Source organism: Paraburkholderia graminis, assembly GCF_003330785.1.
GTDB classification, from domain to species: Bacteria; Pseudomonadota; Gammaproteobacteria; order Burkholderiales; family Burkholderiaceae; genus Paraburkholderia; species Paraburkholderia graminis.
In genome coordinates, this window is the sequence record NZ_CP024934.1 from 515,438 (window position 1) to 535,641 (window position 20,204).

Consider the following 20,204-nt stretch of genomic DNA (forward strand, 5'->3'; position numbering starts at 1 on the left):
CCAACGTCCAGCCATAACGAGCCGCCTCGCCGATGAAAAGCGGCGCCAGCCGGCTTCTGCGACAATAGAACGATCAGGAATTGTACGGGAAAGCGCCCAGTCGGGTCGCGACGAGGCCCCGTGCGCCGGCAGTTGGCGGCGCGCGCGTGGCGGTCGCGGCCGCTGCGAACTCCGGCATTTCCATATCTCCCCAGCCCAATCCATGCGCCGCTCGCTTCCGTCCGAACCCTCGCCGATTTCCACCCAGCCGCGCAACGACTGGCAGACGATCCTGTCGCTGCTGCCGTATCTCGCCACCTACAAATGGCGTGTCGCGTTCGCGCTGAGCTGCCTGATCGGCGCGAAGATCGCCAACCTCGGCGTGCCGATCGTGATGAAGCGGATCGTCGACAGTCTCGCGTCCGTGCAGCATCTCACGGCGCTTGGCCGCGCGCACGATTCGCCGGGCATCGTGCTGCTCGGCGGCGTCGGCTTGCTGGTGGTCGCCTATGCGGTGGTGCGGCTCTCCACGTCGCTCTTCACCGAGTTGCGCGAAATCCTGTTTTCGAAAGTCACCGAAAGCGCCGTGCGGCAACTCGCGCTCAAGGTGTTCCGGCATCTGCATGGCCTGTCGTTGCGCTTTCATCTCGAGCGGCAAACGGGCGGCATGTCGCGCGACATCGAACGCGGCACGCGCGGCATCACGCAACTCATTTCGTATTCGCTGTACAGCATTCTGCCGACGCTCGTCGAAGTCGGCCTCGTGCTCGGCTTCTTCGTCGTCAAATACGAGGCGTATTACGCCGCGGTCACGTTCGTGGCGCTGGCCGTGTACATCGTCTTCACGGTGAAGGTGACCGAGTGGCGCACGCATTTTCGCCGCACGATGAACGAGCTCGATTCGAAGGCGAACTCGCGCGCCATCGACTCGCTGCTCAACTATGAAACCGTCAAGTACTTCGGCAACGAAGAGTGGGAAGCGAGCCGTTACGACGAGAACCTGAAGCGCTATCGCACCGCGGCGATCAAGTCGCAGCGCTCGCTGTCGGCGCTGAACTTCGGGCAGCAGGCGATCATCGGCACGGGGCTCGTGTTCATTCTGTGGCGCGCGACCGAAGGCGTGATGGCCGGGCGCCTCACGCTCGGCGATCTCGTGCTGATCAACACGTTCATGCTGCAGCTTTATATTCCGCTGAATTTCTTGGGCGTCGTGTATCGCGAGCTGAAGCAAAGTCTCACCGACATGGACCGCATGTTCACGCTGCTCGGCGCCGCGCAGGAAGTGCCCGATGTGCCCGGCGCGCCCGCGCTGCGAGTGAGCGGCGGGCAAGTGCGTTTCGAGCACGTCAACTTTTCGTACGAGCCGGCGCGGCAGATTCTCCACGATGTGAGCTTTACGATTGCGGCGGGCACCACGACGGCCGTGGTCGGGCATAGCGGCTCGGGCAAGTCGACGCTCGCGCGGCTGATGTTCCGCTTCTACGATCTGGACCGCGCGACGGGCGGCGCGATCACCATCGACGGTCAGGATATTCGCGACGTCGCGCAGGCATCGCTGCGCGCGTCGATCGGCACGGTGCCGCAGGACACGGTGCTGTTCAACGATTCGATCTACTACAACATCGCTTATGGACGGCCTTCGGCGACGCGCGACGAAGTGATCGCGGCGGCGCGCGCGGCGCATATCCACGAGTTCATCGAAGGACTGCCGAAAGGCTATGACACGCCGGTCGGCGAGCGCGGCCTGAAGCTCTCGGGCGGCGAGAAGCAGCGCGTCGCGATTGCGCGGACCATCCTCAAGAATCCGCCGATCCTGCTGTTCGACGAGGCGACCTCCGCGCTCGATTCACGTTCGGAACGCGCGATCCAGCACGAGCTCGATCAGATCGCGCGCGAACGCACGACGCTGATCATCGCGCACCGGCTGTCGACGGTGGTGCACGCTCAGCAGATCATCGTGATGGACAAGGGGCGCATCGTCGAGCGCGGCACGCATGCCGAACTGTTGCGCGCAAACGGCCTGTTCGCGCAGATGTGGGCGTTGCAGCAGCAACGCACGGCCGAGACGTCGGAAGTGGTGGAGAGTGCCGGCGCTGCGGCGATGCCTGACAGCGCGGAACTGCCGGCGCGTTGAACGCCAACTCAGCGCGACTGCACCGCGATCTCAGCGCGACCGCAACCGCTCATCGAGTTGCTGAAGCTGCGCCGGCGTGCCGACGTTTTCCCACAAGCCTTCGTATAACTCGCCAGTGGCAAGACCGCGCGCGATCGTTTCGCGGTAATACGGCGTGAGCGCGCGTCGCGTGCCACGCGGAAGATCGCGGAACATGCGCGTGTCATAGAGTCCGATGTTGCCGAACGTGAAGCGCGGCGCGCCGTCGAGCGACAACACATCGTCCTTGAGCGCAAAGTCTCCGTTCGGATGAAACGGCGGATTCGGCACCATGACGAGATGCATGCCCGGCTCGGGCAAAGCCTTCAATGCGTCGGCGCGCGCGCTCAACCTGCTGTAATCGAAGTCCGCGTACACGTCGCCGCTCACCGCGACGAACACTTCGCTTGCCCCGTTATCTTCGATCAGCGTAAGCGCCTGCACGATGCCGCCCGCGGTCTCGAGTGCTTCACGCTCGGGCGAATAGCGCAGTTCGACGTGCCAGCGTGAACCGTCGCCGAGCGCGGCTTCGATCTGCTCGCCGAGCCACGCGTGATTGATCACGATGGTTTCAAAGCCCGCCCGCGCGAGCCGTTCGATCTGCCAGACAATCAGCGGCTTGCCGCCCGCTTCGAGTAAAGGCTTCGGACACGCGTCGGTCAACGGACGCATGCGCTCGCCGCGGCCCGCGGCGAAAATCATCGCTTTCTTCAGAGGCATTGTGATTGTTCAGAACGTGTAGCCGATTTCATTCGCGCGGCCTTCGAGATCGTCGAGCAGCTTGCCGAACTGACGCAGCGGTGCATAACGTTCGGCCACCTTGCGCGCATAGCCGATGAAGCGCGGCAAGTCGTTCATGTAATGCGCCTTGCTGTCGCGGTAATTGATGCGGCAGAAGAGACCCAGCACCTTGATATGCCGTTGCAGACCCATCCATTCGATCTGCCGATAGAACTCGCCGAAATCGGGATCGACGGGCAGGCCGGCTTTCTTCGCGCGTTCCCAGTAGTACACGAAGCAATCGAGCTCGAACTCCTCGTCCCAACTGAGGAAGGCGTCGCGCAACAAGGACGCGACGTCGTAAGTGATTGGACCGTATACCGCGTCCTGGAAGTCGAGCACGCCGGGGTTGGCCGCGCGGCTTGCTTCGCCGGCCGCACCTGGCGCTGCGCACACCATCAGATTGCGCGGCATGAAATCGCGCAGCATGAACACTTGCGGCTGCGCCCGCGCGCTCGCGATCAGCAGCGCGAACGTGCGGTCGAGCAGGCCGCGCGTATTGTCGTCGACCTCGCGCCCCAGGTGCCTGCCGATGAACCACTCCGGCATCAGCTCCATCTCGCGGCGCAGGAACGCTTCGTCGAACGGCGGCAGCACGTCTTCGCGCGATGTCAGTTGCCAGCGGATCAGCGCGTCGAGCGCGTCGCGCATCAGCGCGCGTGCGCGGCGCGGATCGTTATCGTTTTGCGCGGCCGTGAGCGCGCCGAGGTACGACGCGGTGCCGAGATCGGTGACGAGCATCAAGCCCGCGTCGAAATCCACTTCGAGGATGCGCGGCACATGCACGTTGGCCGCTTCGAGCAACTGCGCGACCTGCACGAACTCGCGGCATTTTTCGGGCGGCGGCGCGTCGACCGCGATCAGCGTGGCGGCGTTTTCGCCTTCCGCCGCCTTACCGGCGAGCCGGAAATAGCGGCGGAAGCTCGCGTCGGACGAAGCGGGCGCGAGCGTGCTGATATCGAGTGCATAACGGGCCGCGTGGCCTTGCAGCCAGGCCTTGAGCAGTTCGAGGCGGCTGTCGGCGGGATGGTGTGTGAAGTCTTGGGAAGGGGGCAGCGTCATGAAAACCGGCGGCAAATTCAGAGGGACAACGTCTTGCCATATAATACCCCACGACTTTTTTGACGCGACTCACGCCAGCTTTCGCGTATTCCGCTTTACCGCCCGCCTCACCGTTCGGAGATTGTAAATATTGTGTGCAGCCGACTGTCACGGTCGTGGTGTGCAGGCGGTGGATCGTGACTGCAAAAGCTGACGGACGGGCCGATTCGCCAAACGATACATGCCGCCTAGACAGCTTTCCCAAACGAATCCCTCTTGTGCCGCGATGCCGCGCAAAAGGCGGCTCGTCGCGGCGTTGATCGCCGTTCCGGGCCTCGTGCCCGCGCTTGCTCACGCCCAACTGGTCGGTGAGGCGGCGCAGCCGCAGCCAATCGATCCACCGTGGGGCATGCAGCTCGCTCCGCAACTCGAAGACCATGTGCTGCAGCCGGGACAGAAGCCGGCCACGTTCGTGCTCGGCGATTCGACCAACGGCACGACGGACCAGGACATGGCCGTCAAGGGCGCGGCCGAAGTGCGCCGCGGTACGGTCGTCATCAAGTCCGACGCGCTGCATTACGATCAGGACTCGGACATGGCCGATGCATACGGCCAGGTTCACATCAGCAACAACGGTACAACCTTCGCGGGGCCCGAGGCGCACATGCGCGTGGATTCGAGCGAAGGCTTCATGACCGCGCCCAAGTATCACTTCAACGTGACGGGCGGTTCGGGCAGCGCGGAGCGCGTCGATCTGCTCGACAACGAGCGCTCGGTGTTCACGAAGGGCACCTACACGGCGTGCGCGTGCGCGGATAATCCGGCGTGGTACATCAAGGGCAGCGAGTTCGATTTCGATACCGGTGCCGACGAAGGCGTGGCCTACAACAGCGTGCTGTTTTTCCAGGGCGTGCCGGTGTTCGCGTCGCCGTGGCTCTCGTTTCCGCTGTCGGGCGAGCGGCGCAGCGGTATCTTGCCGCCCACCTTCTCGCTCAGTTCGACGAACGGTTTCGAACTGTCGGTGCCGTATTACTTCAACATCGCGCCGAATCGCGATCTGACGGTCACGCCGCGGATCATTTCGAAGCGCGGCGTGCAGTTGCAGAGCACCTTCCGCTATCTGTCGCCCACGTATTCGGGCTCGATTACCGGCGAGTACCTGCCGAACGACCGGCTGACGAAGACCAACCGCTACGCGCTGTATATCCAGCACAACCAGAACTTCGGCAACGGGTTCGGCGGCTACATCTACTACAACAAGGTTTCGGACAATACGTATCCGGAAGACCTGTCGTCGTCGTCGAATCAGTTCATGAACGGCACCCAGCTCCTGTATCAGCAGGAAGCCGGGTTGACCTACAACAACGGCCCGTGGTCCGTGCTCGCGCGCGAGCAGCACTGGCAGACGCTCACGCCGTCGGTCGCGCCGTATGGCCGCGAACCGCAGTTGAACGTGAGGTACGCGAAGTACAACGTGGGCGGCTTCGACTTCGGCGCCGAAGCGGACTACACGAATTTCCGCATCACGACCGCGGACATGACCCAGGGTCAACGGGTGATGTTCAACCCGTATATTTCGTACTCCGTGGTGGGGCCGGGTTATTTCGTCACGCCGAAGGTGCAGTGGCACTTCGCGTCGTACAACCTGAACAACATCAGCAACGATGTGCCCGCCGGCACGCCGAAGAATTTCACCGAATCGATCCCCACGCTGACGTTCGACACCGGTCTGATTTTCGACCGCTCGGTCCGGCTCTTCGGCGAGGATTACATCCAGACGCTGGAACCGCGCCTGTACTACGTGTACACGCCGTATCGCAACCAGCAGTCAGCGCCGCTCTTCGATACTGCGGAATCCGACTTCGGGCTCGCCGAAATCTTCACGCCGAACACGTTCGTCGGCAACGACCGTATCGCGGATGCAAACCGCCTGACCGCGGCCCTCACCACGCGCTTCATCAACCCGGCAACGGGCGACGAACGCGCGCGCTTCGTGATCGCGCAGCAGTACTATTTCCGCGATCAGCGCGTCACGCTGACGCCGACGCAGACGAGCACGCAGGCCACGCATTCCGACCTGATCGTGGGCGCGTCGCTCAAGCTCGGGGCCGGTTTCGCGTCGGAAACTGCGTTCCAATATAATGCCGACAACAACCAGCTGGTCAAGACGAGCGTCGGCTTCGGATTCAGTCCGGCAACCGGCAAGGTGCTCAACGTCGCGTATCGGTACACGCGCGCGAACACCACGCTCGACAACGAGCCTATCAACCAGGTGCTGGTGTCGGGGCAATGGCCGCTGGCGCATCGGGTGTTCGGTGTCGGGCGCTTCAATTACGATCTGGGCGGACATCGCATCGTCGACGGACTCGTTGGTCTGCAGTACGACGCAGATTGCTGGACGCTCGGCGCGGGTCTTCAGCGCTACGCAAACGGGCTGAATACGTCGGGGCAGCACCAGTCGAGCACGCGCTTTCTCGCGCAGTTGACGTTCAAGGGCTTGTCGAGCGTCGACAACGGGCTGATTGCCGCGTTCCGCAGCAGCGTGGCGGGCTATACGCCGCTGCCGCCACCGCCGCCGCCGGAGTCGCGGTTCATCAATTACGAATGACGCTCGCCCGGTCGTTCATCGAATGCGAAAAGACGGGCCAGGCGTGCCCGACATCATTGGAGTATCTGTGGCAATCATGAAAAAGCTTCGCTTGGCAACGCTCGCGGCAGGTCTCGCCGCCGTGGCGTCTTTCCTGTCGGTGGCGCCGGTGCACGCGCAGGCGCTTGCCGGCAACCGCGGCCAGACGGTCGACACGATCGCCGCAGTGGTCAACAACGGTGTCATCACGCGGCGTGAACTCGAAGAACGCGTGAGCCTCATCACGCGCCGCCTGAACCAGCAAAACGCGCCGATTCCGCCGGCCGACCAGTTGCGTCAGCAGGTGCTCAACCAGATGGTGCTGGAACGCATCCAGTTGCAGAAGGCGAAGGAAGACGGCATCAATATCGACGACGCAGCCGTGCAGAAAACGCTGGAGCGGCTCGCGCAGGCGAACAACCTGTCGCTCGACGTCTACCGCGCGCGTATCGAGGCGCAAGGCGTGCCCTGGACCACGTTCACGAGCGACGCGCGCACTGAGCTCACGCTCTCGCGTCTGCGTGAGAAGGAAGTAGACAGCAAGGTCACGGTGTCGGACGCGGAAGTCGCGAACTACATCGCAAGTCAGCGCGGCCCGAACGCGGGCGCGACGAGCGACCTGCACCTGGAGCACATTCTGCTGAAGGCGCCGCTGAACGCGCCGCAACCCGACATCGAGGCGGCTCAGAAGAAGGCCGAGGCATTGCTCGCCGAAGCGAAGGGCGGCGCCAACTTCGAAAAGCTCGCGAAGTCGAATTCGCAGGCGCCGGATGCGTCGAAGGGCGGCGACATGGGCTACGCGGCGCCGTCGAAGCTGCCGCCGGAGTTCGTCAAGGCGGCGTCGGCACTGCGTCCGGGCCAGGTCAATCCGGAAGTGATCCGCACCAGCGACGGCTTCGAGGTCGTGCGTCTCGTCGATCGCCGTGCCGGTCAGGGCACGAGTTCCGATGCGCCCAAGCTCGTGCAAACGCATGTGCGCCACATTCTGCTGCGCGTCGGCGACGGCATGTCGGAGCCGCAAGCGCGTCAGAAGCTGCTCGAAATCAGGAAGGAAATCGCCGCGGGCGGCGACTTCTCGAAGTTCGCCAGCACCTATTCGCAAGACGGTTCGTCGTCGCAAGGCGGCGACCTGGGCTGGATCAGCCCGGGCGAGACGGTGCCCGAATTCGAGCGCGCGATGAACTCGCTGCAGGACGGCCAGATCAGCGACCCGGTGCGCAGCGAATACGGCTATCACCTGATTCAGGTGCTGGAGCGCCGCGAAGCGCAAGGCTCGATTGCACAGCAAATGGATCTTGCGCGCCAGGCGATCGGTCAGCGCAAGGCCGAGCAGGCTTACGCCGACTGGCTGCGCGAACTGCGCGATACTGCGTACGTCGAAGTCAAGCCTGATCTGTCGAGCATTCGGTAATCGTCATGAACACCGCCGCCCAGTCCGCCCGCTTGCCGTTGCAGATCGCGATCACGACCGGCGAGCCGGCCGGCGTCGGTCCCGAACTGACGGCGCAGGCGCTCGCGGGCGCGGCGGCGCATTGGCCCAGCGCACAGTTCACGGTGCTGGGCGATTCGGCGCTGCTCGCCGAACGCGCGCGCGCAGTGGGTGTCGACTGGAGCGCGCTCGCCGCGCGGGCGGGGCGCATTAGCGTGCAGCATCGGCCGCTCGGCGCGCCGGCGGTCGCGGGCAAACTGAACGCGGCCAATGGGCGCTACGTGCTCGATCTGCTGGATAGCGCAATCGACGGCGCAATGGCCGGCACCTTCGACGCGATCGTCACCGCGCCGCTGCAAAAGAGCACGATTAACGACGCCGGCGTGCCCTTTACCGGCCATACCGAATATCTCGCCGAGCGCACGCACACGCCGCGCGTGGTGATGATGCTGGCGGGCACCGGCAAGCGTCCGTTGCGGGTCGCGCTCGCGACCACGCATCTGCCGCTGAAAGACGTTTCCGCCGCGTTGACGCAGCAAGGTCTCGTCGAAACGTTGCGCATTGTCGATCACGACTTGCGGCATCACTTCGGCTTGCCCGCGCCGCGCATTCTCGTGACCGGGCTCAACCCGCACGCGGGCGAAAACGGCTATCTCGGGCGCGAGGAAATCGACGTGATCTCGCCCGCGCTGAAGCTCGCTAACGGTGAAGGCATCGACGCGCGCGGTCCCTATCCGGCCGACACGCTGTTTCAGCCGCGTTATCTGGACGAAGCCGACTGCGTGCTCGCCATGTTCCACGATCAGGGCTTGCCGGTGCTGAAGTACGCGACGTTCGGCGAAGGCATCAACATCACGCTCGGCTTGCCGATCATCCGCACGTCGGTCGATCACGGCACCGCGCTCGATCTGGCCGGCACCGGCCGCGCCGACGCGGGCAGCCTGATCGCCGCCATCGACACAGCGGTGTCCATGGCGCAACATCGCCGCGCGGGCTGATTCAACGCTGCCGCGGCAGCCTCGCGCGTCGTCTCTTTTCAAGCAGTGCTCTTTCTTTAGCGTTTCTTCGATGTCCACCAGCAGACAGCAGCAGGGCCGCCACCAAGGTCATATCGCGCGCAAGCGTTTCGGGCAGAACTTTCTGGTCGACATGGGCGTGATCGATTCGATCGTCGACGTGATCCGTCCGCAACGCGGCGAGCGCATGGTCGAAATCGGGCCGGGACTGGGCGCGCTCACGCAGCCGCTGATCGAGCGGCTCGCCACGCCCGAGGCGCCGCTGCATGCCGTCGAGCTGGACCGCGATCTGATCGGGCGTCTGAAGAACAAGTTCGGCGAGCTGCTCGAACTGCATGCGGGCGATGCGCTCGCGTTCGACTTCGGCTCGCTGGCCGCGCCTGGCGACGCGCCGTCGCTGCGCATTGTCGGCAATCTGCCGTACAACATTTCGAGCCCGCTGCTGTTTCATCTCGTGTCGTTCGCGCCTCGCGTGATCGATCAGCACTTCATGCTGCAAAACGAGGTGGTGGAGCGGATGGTGGCCGAGCCGGGCACGAAGGCGTTCAGCCGTCTTTCGGTGATGCTGCAATATCGCTATGTGATCGACAAGCAGCTCGACGTGCCGCCCGAGGCGTTCCAGCCGCCGCCGAAAGTCGATTCCGCGATCGTGCGAATGATTCCGTATGCGCCGCACGAACTGACGCCCGTGGACGAGCGCGTGCTCGGCGAGGTGGTCACCGCGGCCTTCTCGCAGCGTCGCAAGATGCTGCGCAACACGCTGGCTGCATTCCGCGATCGCGTCGACTTCGAGGCGATCGGCTTCGACCTGCAACGCCGCGCCGAAGATGTGCCGGTCGCCGAATATGTGCGCGTCGCGCAGATCGTGGCGGCCAAGGCCTGATACGCGGCTCAGTGGCGGCCTGGCTTCTTTGCAACGCCTCGCCGCCTGATAGCGAACGTATAGCGGATAGTGCGCGCTACGCTCCCGCCCGTTTCCCCGGCGCATTGACGAGCGCGATACCGGTCAGCACGAGCGCCGCCGCCATAAGAAAGCGCAAGCTGAACGACTCGCCGAGCAGCAGCACGCCGAAGGTCACGCCAAAGAGCGGTGTCAGAAACGAGAACACCGACAGCCGCGACGCGACATAGCGCGTGAGCAGCCAGAACCACACTAGATAGCTGACGAACGCGACTACCACCGCCTGATACGCGAGGCTCGCGACCGCGAGCGGCGTGACGGTGTCGACATGCGCCTCGCCGAGCGCCAGCGCCATCACGAGCAGGACCACGGCCGACACAGTCAGTTGATAGAAGAGCGTCTTGCTCGCGCTCGACTGCGCGAGCCGCGTGGCGCGCACCACGACGGTCGTCGCGGCCCACGCGACGCCTGCCAGCACGCCGAGCGCGTCGCCGGCCACCGCGGCCAGTGACGAGCCGCTCGCCGTGGCGCCATGCAGGAAGCCATCCGCGAAAGCCAGCGCGATGCCCGCGAACGCGACGACGATGCCGATCCATTGGATGCGCCGCATCCGCTCGCCGTCGACGAACCAATGCAGCCCGAGCGCCGTAAAGCACGGCGCGGTGTACAGAAAGACCGCCATGCGCGACGCGCTGGTCAGCGTCAGCCCGAGGAAGATGCACACGAATTCGGCGGCGAACAGGACGCCCGCCAGCAGACCTGCGGCGAGCGTGCCGTCGTCGCGAAAGAGCGGCGTGCCGCGCGAGCGAGCCCAGCCCCACACGAGCAACGCCGCGATGGTCGAGCGCAAGCCTGCCTGAAATAGCGGCGGCAACGCGGCGTTGGTGCTTTTGATCGCGACTTGCTGGAAGCCCCAGATCGCGCACAAGCCGACCATCAGCAGGACGGCGAAGCCATCGGGGGCGCGGCGCGCGGGCAGGGCGGTGGTGCTCATGGGCGATGTCGTGAGAGGAAGGCAAGACGGTTGAACGGCGCAGCACGTACCATATCAAACCCGCCGGCCCGCCCGGCCGATGCCCCCACCGCCTACGCGTGCTTCCTATAACTCGCAAGTCCTTTTGCTGATTTTGCGCAACGCCCGCGCAACACCTCGCGCAACACCTATTTCTTACCGTCGTTATTTCGCGCTAAGGTTCGACGACAGCGCCGTGAGCACTGCCTGTCAGTACGTTAGTGCGCACTGTGTCGCCGATTCCGGGCTTCTGTAGGAAGCCGACCTCGCGGACGCTGCGCCGCGTCAGCAGTCAAACTCTATCCGCGCAAAGCGGAGCCGATACGAGGAAACGACATGATGACCCTCAGCAGAGGCGCGGCCGTTGTCACGTTGATGTCGCTCGGCTGTCCGGCCGCGCACGCCCAATCGAGCGTGACGCTGTACGGCGTGGTCGACGAGAGCGTGCGCTATCTGACGCATGCCAACAAGGCCGGCGATTCGTCGCTCGGACTCGGCACCGGCGGCATGACGCAAAGCCGCTGGGGGCTCAAGGGCGTCGAGGATCTGGGCGGCGGCTGGTCGACCTTCTTCAAGCTCGAGAACCGCATCTACATCAACAGCGGGCAGAGCGACCCGACCTTGCCGTTCTTCAACGAAGCGCAGATCGGTGTGCGCTCCACTTCCTACGGCCAGGTGATTTTCGGCCGTCAGTACAACGTGATGATTGAAGGCATCACGGTAGGCGGCTACGGCAGCAATCCGTGGATTCCGTACGATTTCAGCTTTCAGCCCGAAGTGACGATGACAGGCGGCATCTGGACCAGCAACCAGGTGCAGTATCAGGCGAAGTACAACGGACTCACCTTTGCAGCGGGCTACGCGTTCGGCGGCAATGCCGGCAACTCGTACGGCAGCCAGATCGGCGCGGCGGCGGCCTATGCGCCGGCGGGAGGACCGTTCACCGTCGGCGGCGCGTATGAGGAGTCGAAAGACTCGGTCAACGGCGCGTCGGCGAAAGCGTGGACATTCGGCGGCTCGTACACGTGGGACAAGACGCGCTTTTCGCTCGGCTACATCGTCAATCGGGCCGACGCCGGTTTCTCCACGTTCGCCAACGGACCGTTTTCCGCGGCCTCGCTGACCGCGCTCAAGTACACCGACTTCTCGCGACGACGCATGTTCATGGGCGGCATCACGCAGCAGATCGGCAACGCGTGGCATGTGGCGGCGAATGTCTGGCGGACCCTGCAGGACGGCAAAACTCCCGCGAAAGACGGCTCGGCGTGGCAATACCAGCTCGTCGCCGACTACAACCTGTCGAAGCGCACGGACGTCTACGTCGAAGGCGATTATTCGCTGTATCGCGGCGACCTGATCGGCGCGCAATTGCAGGGCGTGAATGCCGTGGGCCTCGCGCAGAAAGGCTCGCAAATCGGCTTGATGGCGGGGCTGCGGCATCAGTTCTGAAGCGTTGCGAAGCGCGTTTCACACGTCGATTGCGAGCATTGCGTCCGCTGCAACGGCGGGCGATTCCGGGTACATTGACGGTCTCGACGTCAAAGCAACAGGGAGTACACGATGCGCCTGCTTCACACCATGCTCCGGGTCGGCGACCTGGACCGTTCGATCGCGTTTTACACCGAACTGCTCGGCATGAAGTTACTGCGCCGCGACGATTATCCGGATGGCAAGTTCACGCTGGCGTTCGTCGGCTACACGGATGAGCGCGACGGCACCGTCATCGAATTGACGCATAACTGGGACACGCCGTCCTATGATCTCGGCAACGGTTTCGGGCATCTCGCCGTGGAAGTGGAAGACGCCTACGCCGCCTGCGAAAAAATCAAGGCGCAAGGCGGCACGGTGGTGCGCGAAGCCGGCCCGATGAAACACGGCACGACCGTGATCGCATTCGTGACCGATCCGGACGGCTACAAGATCGAGTTCATCCAGAAGAAGAAGTAACGCGGGCCACGGGCCTTAAAGCGTCGGCAGCAGTTCAGGCGGATGCGACTTGAGCGTCTGCCGCGCTTCGCGAAATTCCGGGAAGATCGATTCGACCGTTTGCCAGAAGCGCGGGCTGTGGTTCATTTCCCGCAGATGCGCGAGTTCGTGCGCAACCACGTAATCGATAATCGAAAGCGGGAAGTGAATCAGCCGCCAGTTCAGGCGAATCTTGCCGTCGCTCGAACAACTGCCCCAGCGCGTGGCCGCTGACGAAAGCGCGTACGCGCGATAGTTGACGCCCAGCTTCTCCGCGTAAATTGCAAGGCGCTCGCCGAACACACGCTTCGCTTCGCCCTGCAACCAGCCTTGCACGCGGTCCTTGATCTGCTGCGGATCGGCTTGCAAAGGCAGCGGCACTTGCAGCGCGGAATCTTCCGCGCTGAACGCGAGCGTGCCTTGCGGCGAGCCGAGCCTCACATGCACCGGCTGACCGAGATAGGGCACTTGCGCGCCGTCTTTCCAGTCGACCTTCGGCAACGCGCGCTGTTCGACGCGCGTTTGCCATTCGATCAGCTTCGTGAAAATCCAGCGCTGCTTCTCGGTGATCGCGGTTTCGATATCGGCGAGCGTGACCCAGCGCGGCGCCGTGATCGTGAGGCCGGTGCTGTCGATGGCAAAGCCAATCGAGCGGCGCGCCGAACGCTTGAGCGCGTAATGCAGCGTGCGTGAGCCGATCACCAGTTTGCGCAGCTTGCTGCCGTCGGGTGCAAGCGGGACAGCGGGCTCCTGCCCGTGAGGCGTCGCGGTAGGTGCGGACGGCGAAGGAGACGACGACGTCGAACCCGGCTCTGCAAAGAGCGGGAGATCGAGTTGCCGGTTATCGAGCGCCGCGGCGGGCTGCGGCGTAGGAGACTTCTGCATCGGATTCGGCTTCGCGCAAGTACGCCTTCGAGGGCGTGGGCGCGTCAGATTGGTGCGGCGGCGGAACTGCTATCCGCCGCGCGATACGCAGTGGGATCGATGCGACGCATTTCAGCTTCGATCCACTGTTCGACGCGCGTGTTCACTTCATCGGGCGTGAGCCCCGTGGTGTCGATCGGCTTGCCGATTGACACTGTGACTATACCCGCATATTTGAGAAACGAGTTGCGAGGCCACACGCGTCCGGCGTTGTGCGCGATCGGCACGACGGGCGCGCCGGTGGCGATCGCGAAGCGCGCGCCGCCGGTCTTGTACTTGCCCTGCTTGCCAGTCGGCGTGCGCGTGCCTTCCGGAAACATGATGACCCATGCGCCTTCCGCCATGCGCGCCTTGCCTTGCCGGATGACCGACTCGAACGCGTATTTGCCTTCCTTGCGGTCGATGTGAACCATCTTCAGGAGACCGAGCGCCCAGCCGAAAAACGGCACGTACAGCAGCTCGCGCTTGAACACATAGCACAGCGGCCGCGGCATCAATGCGGGAAACGCGAGCGTCTCCCATGCCGATTGATGCTTCGACAGTAGCACGGCCGGACCGTTGGGCAGGTTCTCCATGCCTTCGAGCGTGTAGCGGATGCCGGTCAGCCAGCGAGCGACGATGACCGTGACACGGCACCAGCCCGCCGCCATCCAGTAGCGCTTGTCGGCACGCATGAACGGAAACGCGATGAAGCACGCGGTCGCGTAGGGCACCGTGAATACGACGAAGTAGATCAGCAGCAGCAAGGAACGAATGAAGCGCATCGGCGTGGTCTGTGAGGGTTGGGGACGCGCGACGTGCGCGTCACTCTTGAGCGTCGGCGAGGAAGTCGAGCACGAACGCGCGCAGATCGTCGTGGACCGTGGTGCCTTCCGGCAGTCCGCCGGCCGCGAGCGTTTTGCGGCCCTTGCCAGTCAGCACCAGATGAACCGGATGGCCGAGCGACGCGCCCGCTTGCAGATCGCGCATCGCGTCGCCGACTACCGGCGTGTTCTCGGGGGCGACCTCGAAACGCTCGTTGATCATCTTCAGCATGCCGGCCTTCGGCTTGCGGCATTCGCAGTGATCTTCCGCCGTGTGCGGGCAGAAGAACACGGCGTCGATGCGCCCGCCGACCGAAGCCGCCATGCGATGCATCTTCAGATGCATCGCGTTGAGCGCGTTCATGTCGAACAGACCCCGGCCGATGCCCGACTGGTTCGTCGCGATCGCCACGCGATAGCCCGCCTGGCTCAGACGCGCGATCGCTTCGAGCGAGCCCGGCAGCGCGACCCACTCGTCCGGCGACTTGATGAACGCGTCGGAATCGACGTTGATCACGCCGTCGCGGTCGAGAATGACTACTTTCTTGGTCGGCATGGCGTGCGGCTCAGGCGGCGAGCCGGGAAATGTCCGCGACGCAATTCATCTGCTGATGCAGCGCGCCGAGCAGGGCCAGGCGGTTTGCACGCAGCGACGGATCTTCCGCGTTGACCATCACGTCGTTAAAGAAAGTGTCGACCGGTTCGCGCAGTGCAGCGAGCGCGGTCAGCGCGCCGGTGTAGTCGCGCGCGGCGAGTTGCGACTGCACGCGCGGCGCAACCTGTTCGAGCTGAGCATGCAGCGCTTTTTCCGCCGCTTCAACTAACAACGCTGGCTGCACGCCGCCGCTCGCGCTAGCGCTTTCCGACTTCTTCAGAATGTTCGAGATGCGCTTGTTGGCTGCCGCGAGCGATGCCGCTTCGGGCAACGCCGCAAATTCTCGCACGGCATCGAGACGCGCGACGATGTCGTCGAGGCGCGTCGGATTGAGCGCGAGCACCGCGTCGATTTCGCCCGGCGCGTGGCCGCGTTCGCGCAGCAAACCGCGCAGACGGTCCATGCTGAAGTCGTAAATGGCTTGCGTCGAATCGGCGACGTTCGGCACGGCGGCGAATTGCGCGTAAGCCGTGCGCAGCAACTCGACGAAGTCCACGGCCAGTTGCTTTTCAACGAGAATGCGCAGCACGCCGAGCGCATGACGGCGCAGCGCGAACGGGTCTTTTTCGCCGGTGGGTTGCAGGCCGATGCCCCAGATGCCGACCAGCGTTTCCAGTTTGTCGGCGAGCGCGACGACCGTACCGGTCGCTGTGCCCGGCAACGCGTCGCCCGAGAAACGCGGCTGATAGTGTTCCGAGCATGCGAGCGCCACTTCTTCCGGCTCGCCGTCGTGGCGCGCGTAGTACGTGCCCATCGTGCCTTGCAGCTCGGGGAATTCGCCGACCATGTCGGTGATCAAATCCGCCTTCGCGAGACGCGCGGCACGTTTGGCGAGCGCGACGTCGGCGCCGATCAACGCGGCGATCGCACCGGCCAGCGCTTCGACCCGCTCAACACGTTGCAGCGCCGAGCCGAGCTTGTTGTGATACACGACGTTCGCAAGCAGCGGCACGCGATCCGCGAGCGGCTTCTTCTTGTCCTGCTCGAAGAAGAACTTCGCGTCGGCAAGACGCGGACGCACCACACGTTCGTTGCCTTCGACAATGTCGCCCGGCGTGGCCGTTTCAATGTTCGACACGATCAGGAAACGCGAGCGCAGCTTGCCGTTTGCATCGGTCAGCGCGAAGTATTTCTGATTCGTCTGCATCGTGAGGATCAGACATTCCTGCGGCACTTGCAGGAACTCGTCCTCGAAACGGCATGCGTAGACCACCGGCCATTCGACCAGCGACGTCACTTCGTCCAGCAGCGATTCGGGCATCACGACCTGGTCGCCGTCAGCGTGCGCGAGCAGATGCGTGCGGATCGTTTCCTTGCGATCAGCGAAGTTCGGGACCACGCGGCCTTTGTGCATCAGCGTGTCCGCGTAGGAATCGGCGTGCTGGATCTGCACGAAACCTTCGGACAGGAAGCGATGGCCGAGCGTGGTGTCGTCGGCGTCGATGCCGAGCGCACTGACCGGCACCACCTGGTCGCCATGCAGCGCGGTCAGGCGATGCGCCGGACGCACGAACTGCACGTTCGAGCCGTCGGGACGCTGATACGTCATCACCTTCGGAATGGGCAGCTTGCTGAGCGTTTCGTCGAGCGCGGCTTGCAAGCCTTCCGCGAGCGTCGCGCCCGGCGCGGCATAGCGCAGGAAGAAGGCTTCGGCCTTGCCGTCTTGCGCGCGTTCGAGGTCGCTAATGGAAAAATCGGGGAAGCCGAGCGCGGCCAGTTTCTTCGCGAGCGGCGCGGTGGGCTGGCCGTCTTTATCGAGCGCGACGGAAACCGGCAACACTTTTTCGCGAACGTGTTTTTCCGGCGCGACCGTGCGCACGTTTTTCACCGTGACCGCGAGGCGTCGCGGCGTCGCGTAACGTTCGAACGACAGTTGGCCTTCGATCAGATCGCGCCCGGCGAGGCGTTCCGCGATGCCTTCGGCAAAAGCGTCGCCGAGACGGGCGAGCGCCTTGGGCGGCAGTTCCTCGGTCAGCAGTTCGACCAGCAGGGTAGCTTGATGGGATTGAGTCATTTCTTGATGTTCTCGTCAGTCCTGGTCGATCTTGCGTTCGACTTTCAGCGGCGGCGCCCAAGCCGGCATGGCGGCGTCCTGCTCGTCGGTCGTGAGGCCGGGCACGCCGTGCACCGGATTGCCGAGCATCGGGAAGCCGAGCTTCTCGCGCGAATCGTAATAAGCCTGCGCGACAAGACGCGACAGCGCGCGAATCCGGCCGATGTAGGCCGCGCGCTCCGTGACCGAAATCGCGCCGCGCGCGTCGAGCAGGTTGAACGTGTGGCCGGCCTTCAGCACGAGTTCATAGGCGGGCAATGCGATCTGCGCTTCGATCATGCGCTTCGCTTCCGCCTCGTAGCTGTTGAAGAACGTGAACAGCAGATCGACGTTCGCGTGCTCGAAGTTGTACGTGGACTGTTCGACTTCGTTCTGGTGGTACACGTCGCCGTAGGTCAGGCGCCGCGTTTCCGGGCCGTTCGGGCCTTGCTCTTCCCACTCGGTCCAGATGAGGTCGTAGACGTTCTCGACCTTTTGCAGATACATCGCGAGACGCTCGAGGCCGTAGGTGATTTCGCCGAGCACCGGCTTGCAATCCAGACCGCCGACCTGCTGGAAGTACGTGAACTGCGTCACTTCCATGCCGTTTAGCCACACTTCCCAGCCGAGGCCCCAGGCGCCGAGCGTGGGATTTTCCCAGTCGTCTTCGACAAAGCGCACGTCGTTCTGCTTCAGATCGAAGCCGAGCGCTTCGAGCGAGCCGAGATACAGATCGAGGATATTTTCCGGCGCCGGCTTCAGCACGACCTGATATTGGTAGTAATGCTGCAGACGGTTCGGATTCTCGCCATAGCGGCCGTCTTTCGGGCGGCGCGACGGCTGCACGTACGCGGCGCGCCACGGCTCCGGGCCGATCGCGCGCAGGAAGGTGTGGACGTGCGAGGTGCCCGCGCCGACTTCCATGTCGATCGGCTGGAGCAACGCGCAACCCTGCTTATCCCAATAGGACTGCAGTGTCAGGATGATTTGCTGAAACGTGAGCATGAAGTGCCTTTCGGGCATGGGGCCGCGCCGCGGGCGCGTGAGCGCGCGGGGCGGCCGTGGAGCGAAGTGCTAAACCGGAGATTTTAACGGAAAGGCGGGGGGGTGTCCGTTTTGGGAGGGGGAGCGGCTCTCGTCAGCGGAGGCCTTCACGCCACCGCCAACTCCACCTTCGGCGAAAACGAATCGCTTTGCGCAACCGGCCACCATTTCTCATACAACGAGTAACGATAATTCCCGTTGAGAAGATCGTTCGGCTCGAGATACTTCAGAAGCTCGGACATCAACTGCACCTCATGCGACGACACACGTCGCACGATGTGATGCGCGCGCAGTTCCGCAGGATGCTTCAAGCCTGCAGCCTGAACGATCTCCTTCAGCGCATGCAGCGTGTTGTGATGGAAGCTGAAGACGCGGTCGGCCTTGTCCGGCACGACGAGCGCGCGCTGGCGCACCGGGTCTTGCGTCGCGACGCCGGTCGGGCAGCGTCCGGTGTGGCACGTCTGCGCCTGAATGCAGCCGACCGCGAACATGAAGCCGCGCGCCGCGTTGACCCAGTCCGCGCCGATCGCGAGCGTCTTCGTGATGTCGAACGCGGTGATCATCTTGCCGCTCGCGCCGATGCGAATCCGCTGCCGCAAGCCGATGCCGACCAGCGTGTTGTGCACGAGCAGCAAGCCTTCCTGCAACGGCACGCCGACGTGATCGGTGAACTCGAGCGGCGCTGCGCCGGTGCCGCCCTCGGCGCCGTCCACGACGATGAAGTCCGGCAGAATGCCCGTCTCGAGCATCGCCTTCGCAATGCCGAAAAATTCCCACGGATGCCCGATGCACAGCTTGAAGCCGGTCGGCTTGCCGCCCGACAGTGTGCGCAGCCGATCGACGAATTCGAGCAGCCCGCGCGGCGTCGAAAACTCCGAATGCGTGGCCGGCGAAATGCAATCGCGGCCCATCGGCACGCCGCGCGTTTCTGCGATCTCCGGCGTGATCTTCGCGGCGGGCAGCACGCCGCCGTGACCGGGCTTCGCACCTTGCGACAGCTTCACCTCGATCATTTTCACTTGCGGCTCGGCGGCCTGCTTCGCGAATTTTTCGGCGCTGAACGTGCCGTCGTCGTTTCGGCAGCCGAAGTAACCCGACGCGATTTCCCAGATGATGTCGCCGCCATGCTCGCGGTGATACTTCGACATCGAGCCTTCGCCGGTGTCGTGCGCGAAGTTGCCTTTCTTCGCGCCGAGGTTCAGCGCCATGATCGCGTTCGCCGACAGCGAGCCGAAGCTCATCGCCGAGACGTTGAAGATCGACATCGAATAAGGCTGTGCGCGATCGGCGCCGACCACGATGCGAAAGTCGTGGCTATCGAGCGTGGTCGGCGCGAGCGAGTGGCTGATCCATTCGTGCGCGACGGCCTTCACGTCGAGTTCGGTGCCGTAGGGCCGGCTGTCGACGTCGTTCTTCGCGCGCTGATAGACGATGCTGCGTTGAGCGCGCGAGAACGGCTTTTCGTCGGTATCGTTTTCGACGAAATACTGGCGGATTTCCGGCCGGATGAACTCGAACAGAAAACGGAAATGGCCCCACAGCGGATAGTTGCGCAGAATCGCGTGGCGCTGTTGCGTCAGATCGAAGATGCCGAGCGCGACGAGCGCGAGCGGCACGACGATCCACAACCACGAAACGTGTTGCGTCGCGGCGAGCGCCGTAGACAAACCGAGGAGCGCGATGGCGCTCCACATGGCCAGATAACGTCGAGAAAACATGAGGACTCCGGTGCAGTGAATCGTCACGGAGGGATTGCCGGGCCCGGAGCACAGGCAGATCCACCGTGGGAAAACGAGCGACTGCCTGTCGGGAAGACGTGGGCGGGTCGTTGGTGAGGTTTAAACG

At 63.9% G+C, this 20,204-nt stretch carries 16 protein-coding genes; 7 read left to right on the forward strand and 9 right to left on the reverse strand.

The annotated features are described in order from the left end of the window. Positions 1 to 202 precede the first annotated feature (202 nt). Positions 203 to 2,113, forward strand: a complete 1,911-nt coding sequence (locus CUJ91_RS02315) for an ABCB family ABC transporter ATP-binding protein/permease (RefSeq protein WP_114155792.1) — start codon at positions 203 to 205, stop codon at positions 2,111 to 2,113. A 30-nt stretch (positions 2,114 to 2,143) separates the two neighbouring features. On the opposite strand, the gene murU is transcribed toward CUJ91_RS02315, so the two are convergent. Then, entirely contained in the window at positions 2,144 to 2,851 is a 708-nt protein-coding gene (gene murU, locus CUJ91_RS02320) for an N-acetylmuramate alpha-1-phosphate uridylyltransferase MurU (protein ID WP_114155793.1), read from the reverse strand. A 9-nt stretch (positions 2,852 to 2,860) separates the two neighbouring features. Then, positions 2,861 to 3,973 carry an aminoglycoside phosphotransferase family protein gene (locus CUJ91_RS02325; protein WP_114155794.1) on the reverse strand — a complete coding sequence of 371 codons (1,113 nt, stop codon included), beginning with the start codon at positions 3,971 to 3,973 and terminating at the stop codon, positions 2,861 to 2,863. 220 nt (positions 3,974 to 4,193) lie between these two features. On the opposite strand from CUJ91_RS02325, the gene CUJ91_RS02330 reads away from it, so the two are divergent. The 4 genes from CUJ91_RS02330 (at position 4,194) to rsmA (ending at position 9,906) form a co-directional block, all read left to right on the forward strand. Further along, entirely contained in the window at positions 4,194 to 6,560 is a 2,367-nt protein-coding gene (locus tag CUJ91_RS02330; RefSeq protein WP_029970463.1) for an LPS-assembly protein LptD, read from the forward strand. 67 nt (positions 6,561 to 6,627) lie between these two features. Continuing rightward, positions 6,628 to 7,989 carry a peptidylprolyl isomerase gene (locus CUJ91_RS02335; protein ID WP_006047946.1) on the forward strand — a complete coding sequence of 454 codons (1,362 nt, stop codon included), beginning with the start codon at positions 6,628 to 6,630 and terminating at the stop codon, positions 7,987 to 7,989. A 5-nt stretch (positions 7,990 to 7,994) separates the two neighbouring features. Next, complete coding sequence (gene pdxA / locus CUJ91_RS02340) at positions 7,995 to 9,005, forward strand: 4-hydroxythreonine-4-phosphate dehydrogenase PdxA (protein WP_114155795.1); 1,011 nt, start codon at positions 7,995 to 7,997, stop codon at positions 9,003 to 9,005. A gap of 70 nt (positions 9,006 to 9,075) precedes the next feature. Next, positions 9,076 to 9,906 carry a 16S rRNA (adenine(1518)-N(6)/adenine(1519)-N(6))-dimethyltransferase RsmA gene (gene rsmA, locus CUJ91_RS02345; protein ID WP_114155796.1) on the forward strand — a complete coding sequence of 277 codons (831 nt, stop codon included), beginning with the start codon at positions 9,076 to 9,078 and terminating at the stop codon, positions 9,904 to 9,906. Positions 9,907 to 9,982: 76 nt separating this feature from the next. Here rsmA and CUJ91_RS02350 read toward each other — a convergent pair whose 3' ends face one another. Next, entirely contained in the window at positions 9,983 to 10,918 is a 936-nt protein-coding gene (locus CUJ91_RS02350; protein ID WP_029970460.1) for a DMT family transporter, read from the reverse strand. Between the two features lie 354 nt (positions 10,919 to 11,272). Here CUJ91_RS02350 and CUJ91_RS02355 point away from each other — a divergent pair, with 354 nt between their 5' ends. Further along, positions 11,273 to 12,385: a porin gene (locus CUJ91_RS02355; RefSeq protein WP_006047942.1), complete on the forward strand. Its 1,113-nt coding sequence runs from the start codon at positions 11,273 to 11,275 to the stop codon at positions 12,383 to 12,385. Between the two features lie 111 nt (positions 12,386 to 12,496). Further along, complete coding sequence (gloA, locus tag CUJ91_RS02360; protein WP_006047941.1) at positions 12,497 to 12,883, forward strand: lactoylglutathione lyase; 387 nt, start codon at positions 12,497 to 12,499, stop codon at positions 12,881 to 12,883. 15 nt (positions 12,884 to 12,898) lie between these two features. On the opposite strand, the gene CUJ91_RS02365 is transcribed toward gloA, so the two are convergent. From CUJ91_RS02365 to CUJ91_RS02390, 6 genes are all read right to left on the reverse strand, one after another. After that, complete coding sequence (locus CUJ91_RS02365) at positions 12,899 to 13,786, reverse strand: M48 family metallopeptidase (RefSeq protein WP_114155797.1); 888 nt, start codon at positions 13,784 to 13,786, stop codon at positions 12,899 to 12,901. A gap of 44 nt (positions 13,787 to 13,830) precedes the next feature. Further along, a complete protein-coding gene (locus CUJ91_RS02370) occupies positions 13,831 to 14,589 on the reverse strand; it encodes a lysophospholipid acyltransferase family protein (RefSeq protein WP_006047939.1) in 759 nt (252 codons plus the stop codon). 40 nt (positions 14,590 to 14,629) lie between these two features. Beyond that, positions 14,630 to 15,184 (reverse strand): D-glycero-beta-D-manno-heptose 1,7-bisphosphate 7-phosphatase, encoded by a 555-nt coding sequence (gene gmhB, locus CUJ91_RS02375; RefSeq protein WP_006047938.1) that lies wholly within the window; start codon positions 15,182 to 15,184, stop codon positions 14,630 to 14,632. A gap of 10 nt (positions 15,185 to 15,194) precedes the next feature. Further along, positions 15,195 to 17,297 carry a glycine--tRNA ligase subunit beta gene (gene glyS / locus CUJ91_RS02380; RefSeq protein WP_114155798.1) on the reverse strand — a complete coding sequence of 701 codons (2,103 nt, stop codon included), beginning with the start codon at positions 17,295 to 17,297 and terminating at the stop codon, positions 15,195 to 15,197. Positions 17,298 to 17,312: 15 nt separating this feature from the next. Continuing rightward, positions 17,313 to 18,320 carry a glycine--tRNA ligase subunit alpha gene (glyQ, locus tag CUJ91_RS02385; protein ID WP_006047936.1) on the reverse strand — a complete coding sequence of 336 codons (1,008 nt, stop codon included), beginning with the start codon at positions 18,318 to 18,320 and terminating at the stop codon, positions 17,313 to 17,315. A gap of 146 nt (positions 18,321 to 18,466) precedes the next feature. Beyond that, positions 18,467 to 20,077 carry an FMN-binding glutamate synthase family protein gene (locus CUJ91_RS02390; RefSeq protein WP_053857517.1) on the reverse strand — a complete coding sequence of 537 codons (1,611 nt, stop codon included), beginning with the start codon at positions 20,075 to 20,077 and terminating at the stop codon, positions 18,467 to 18,469. Between the last annotated feature and the right edge of the window lie 127 nt (positions 20,078 to 20,204).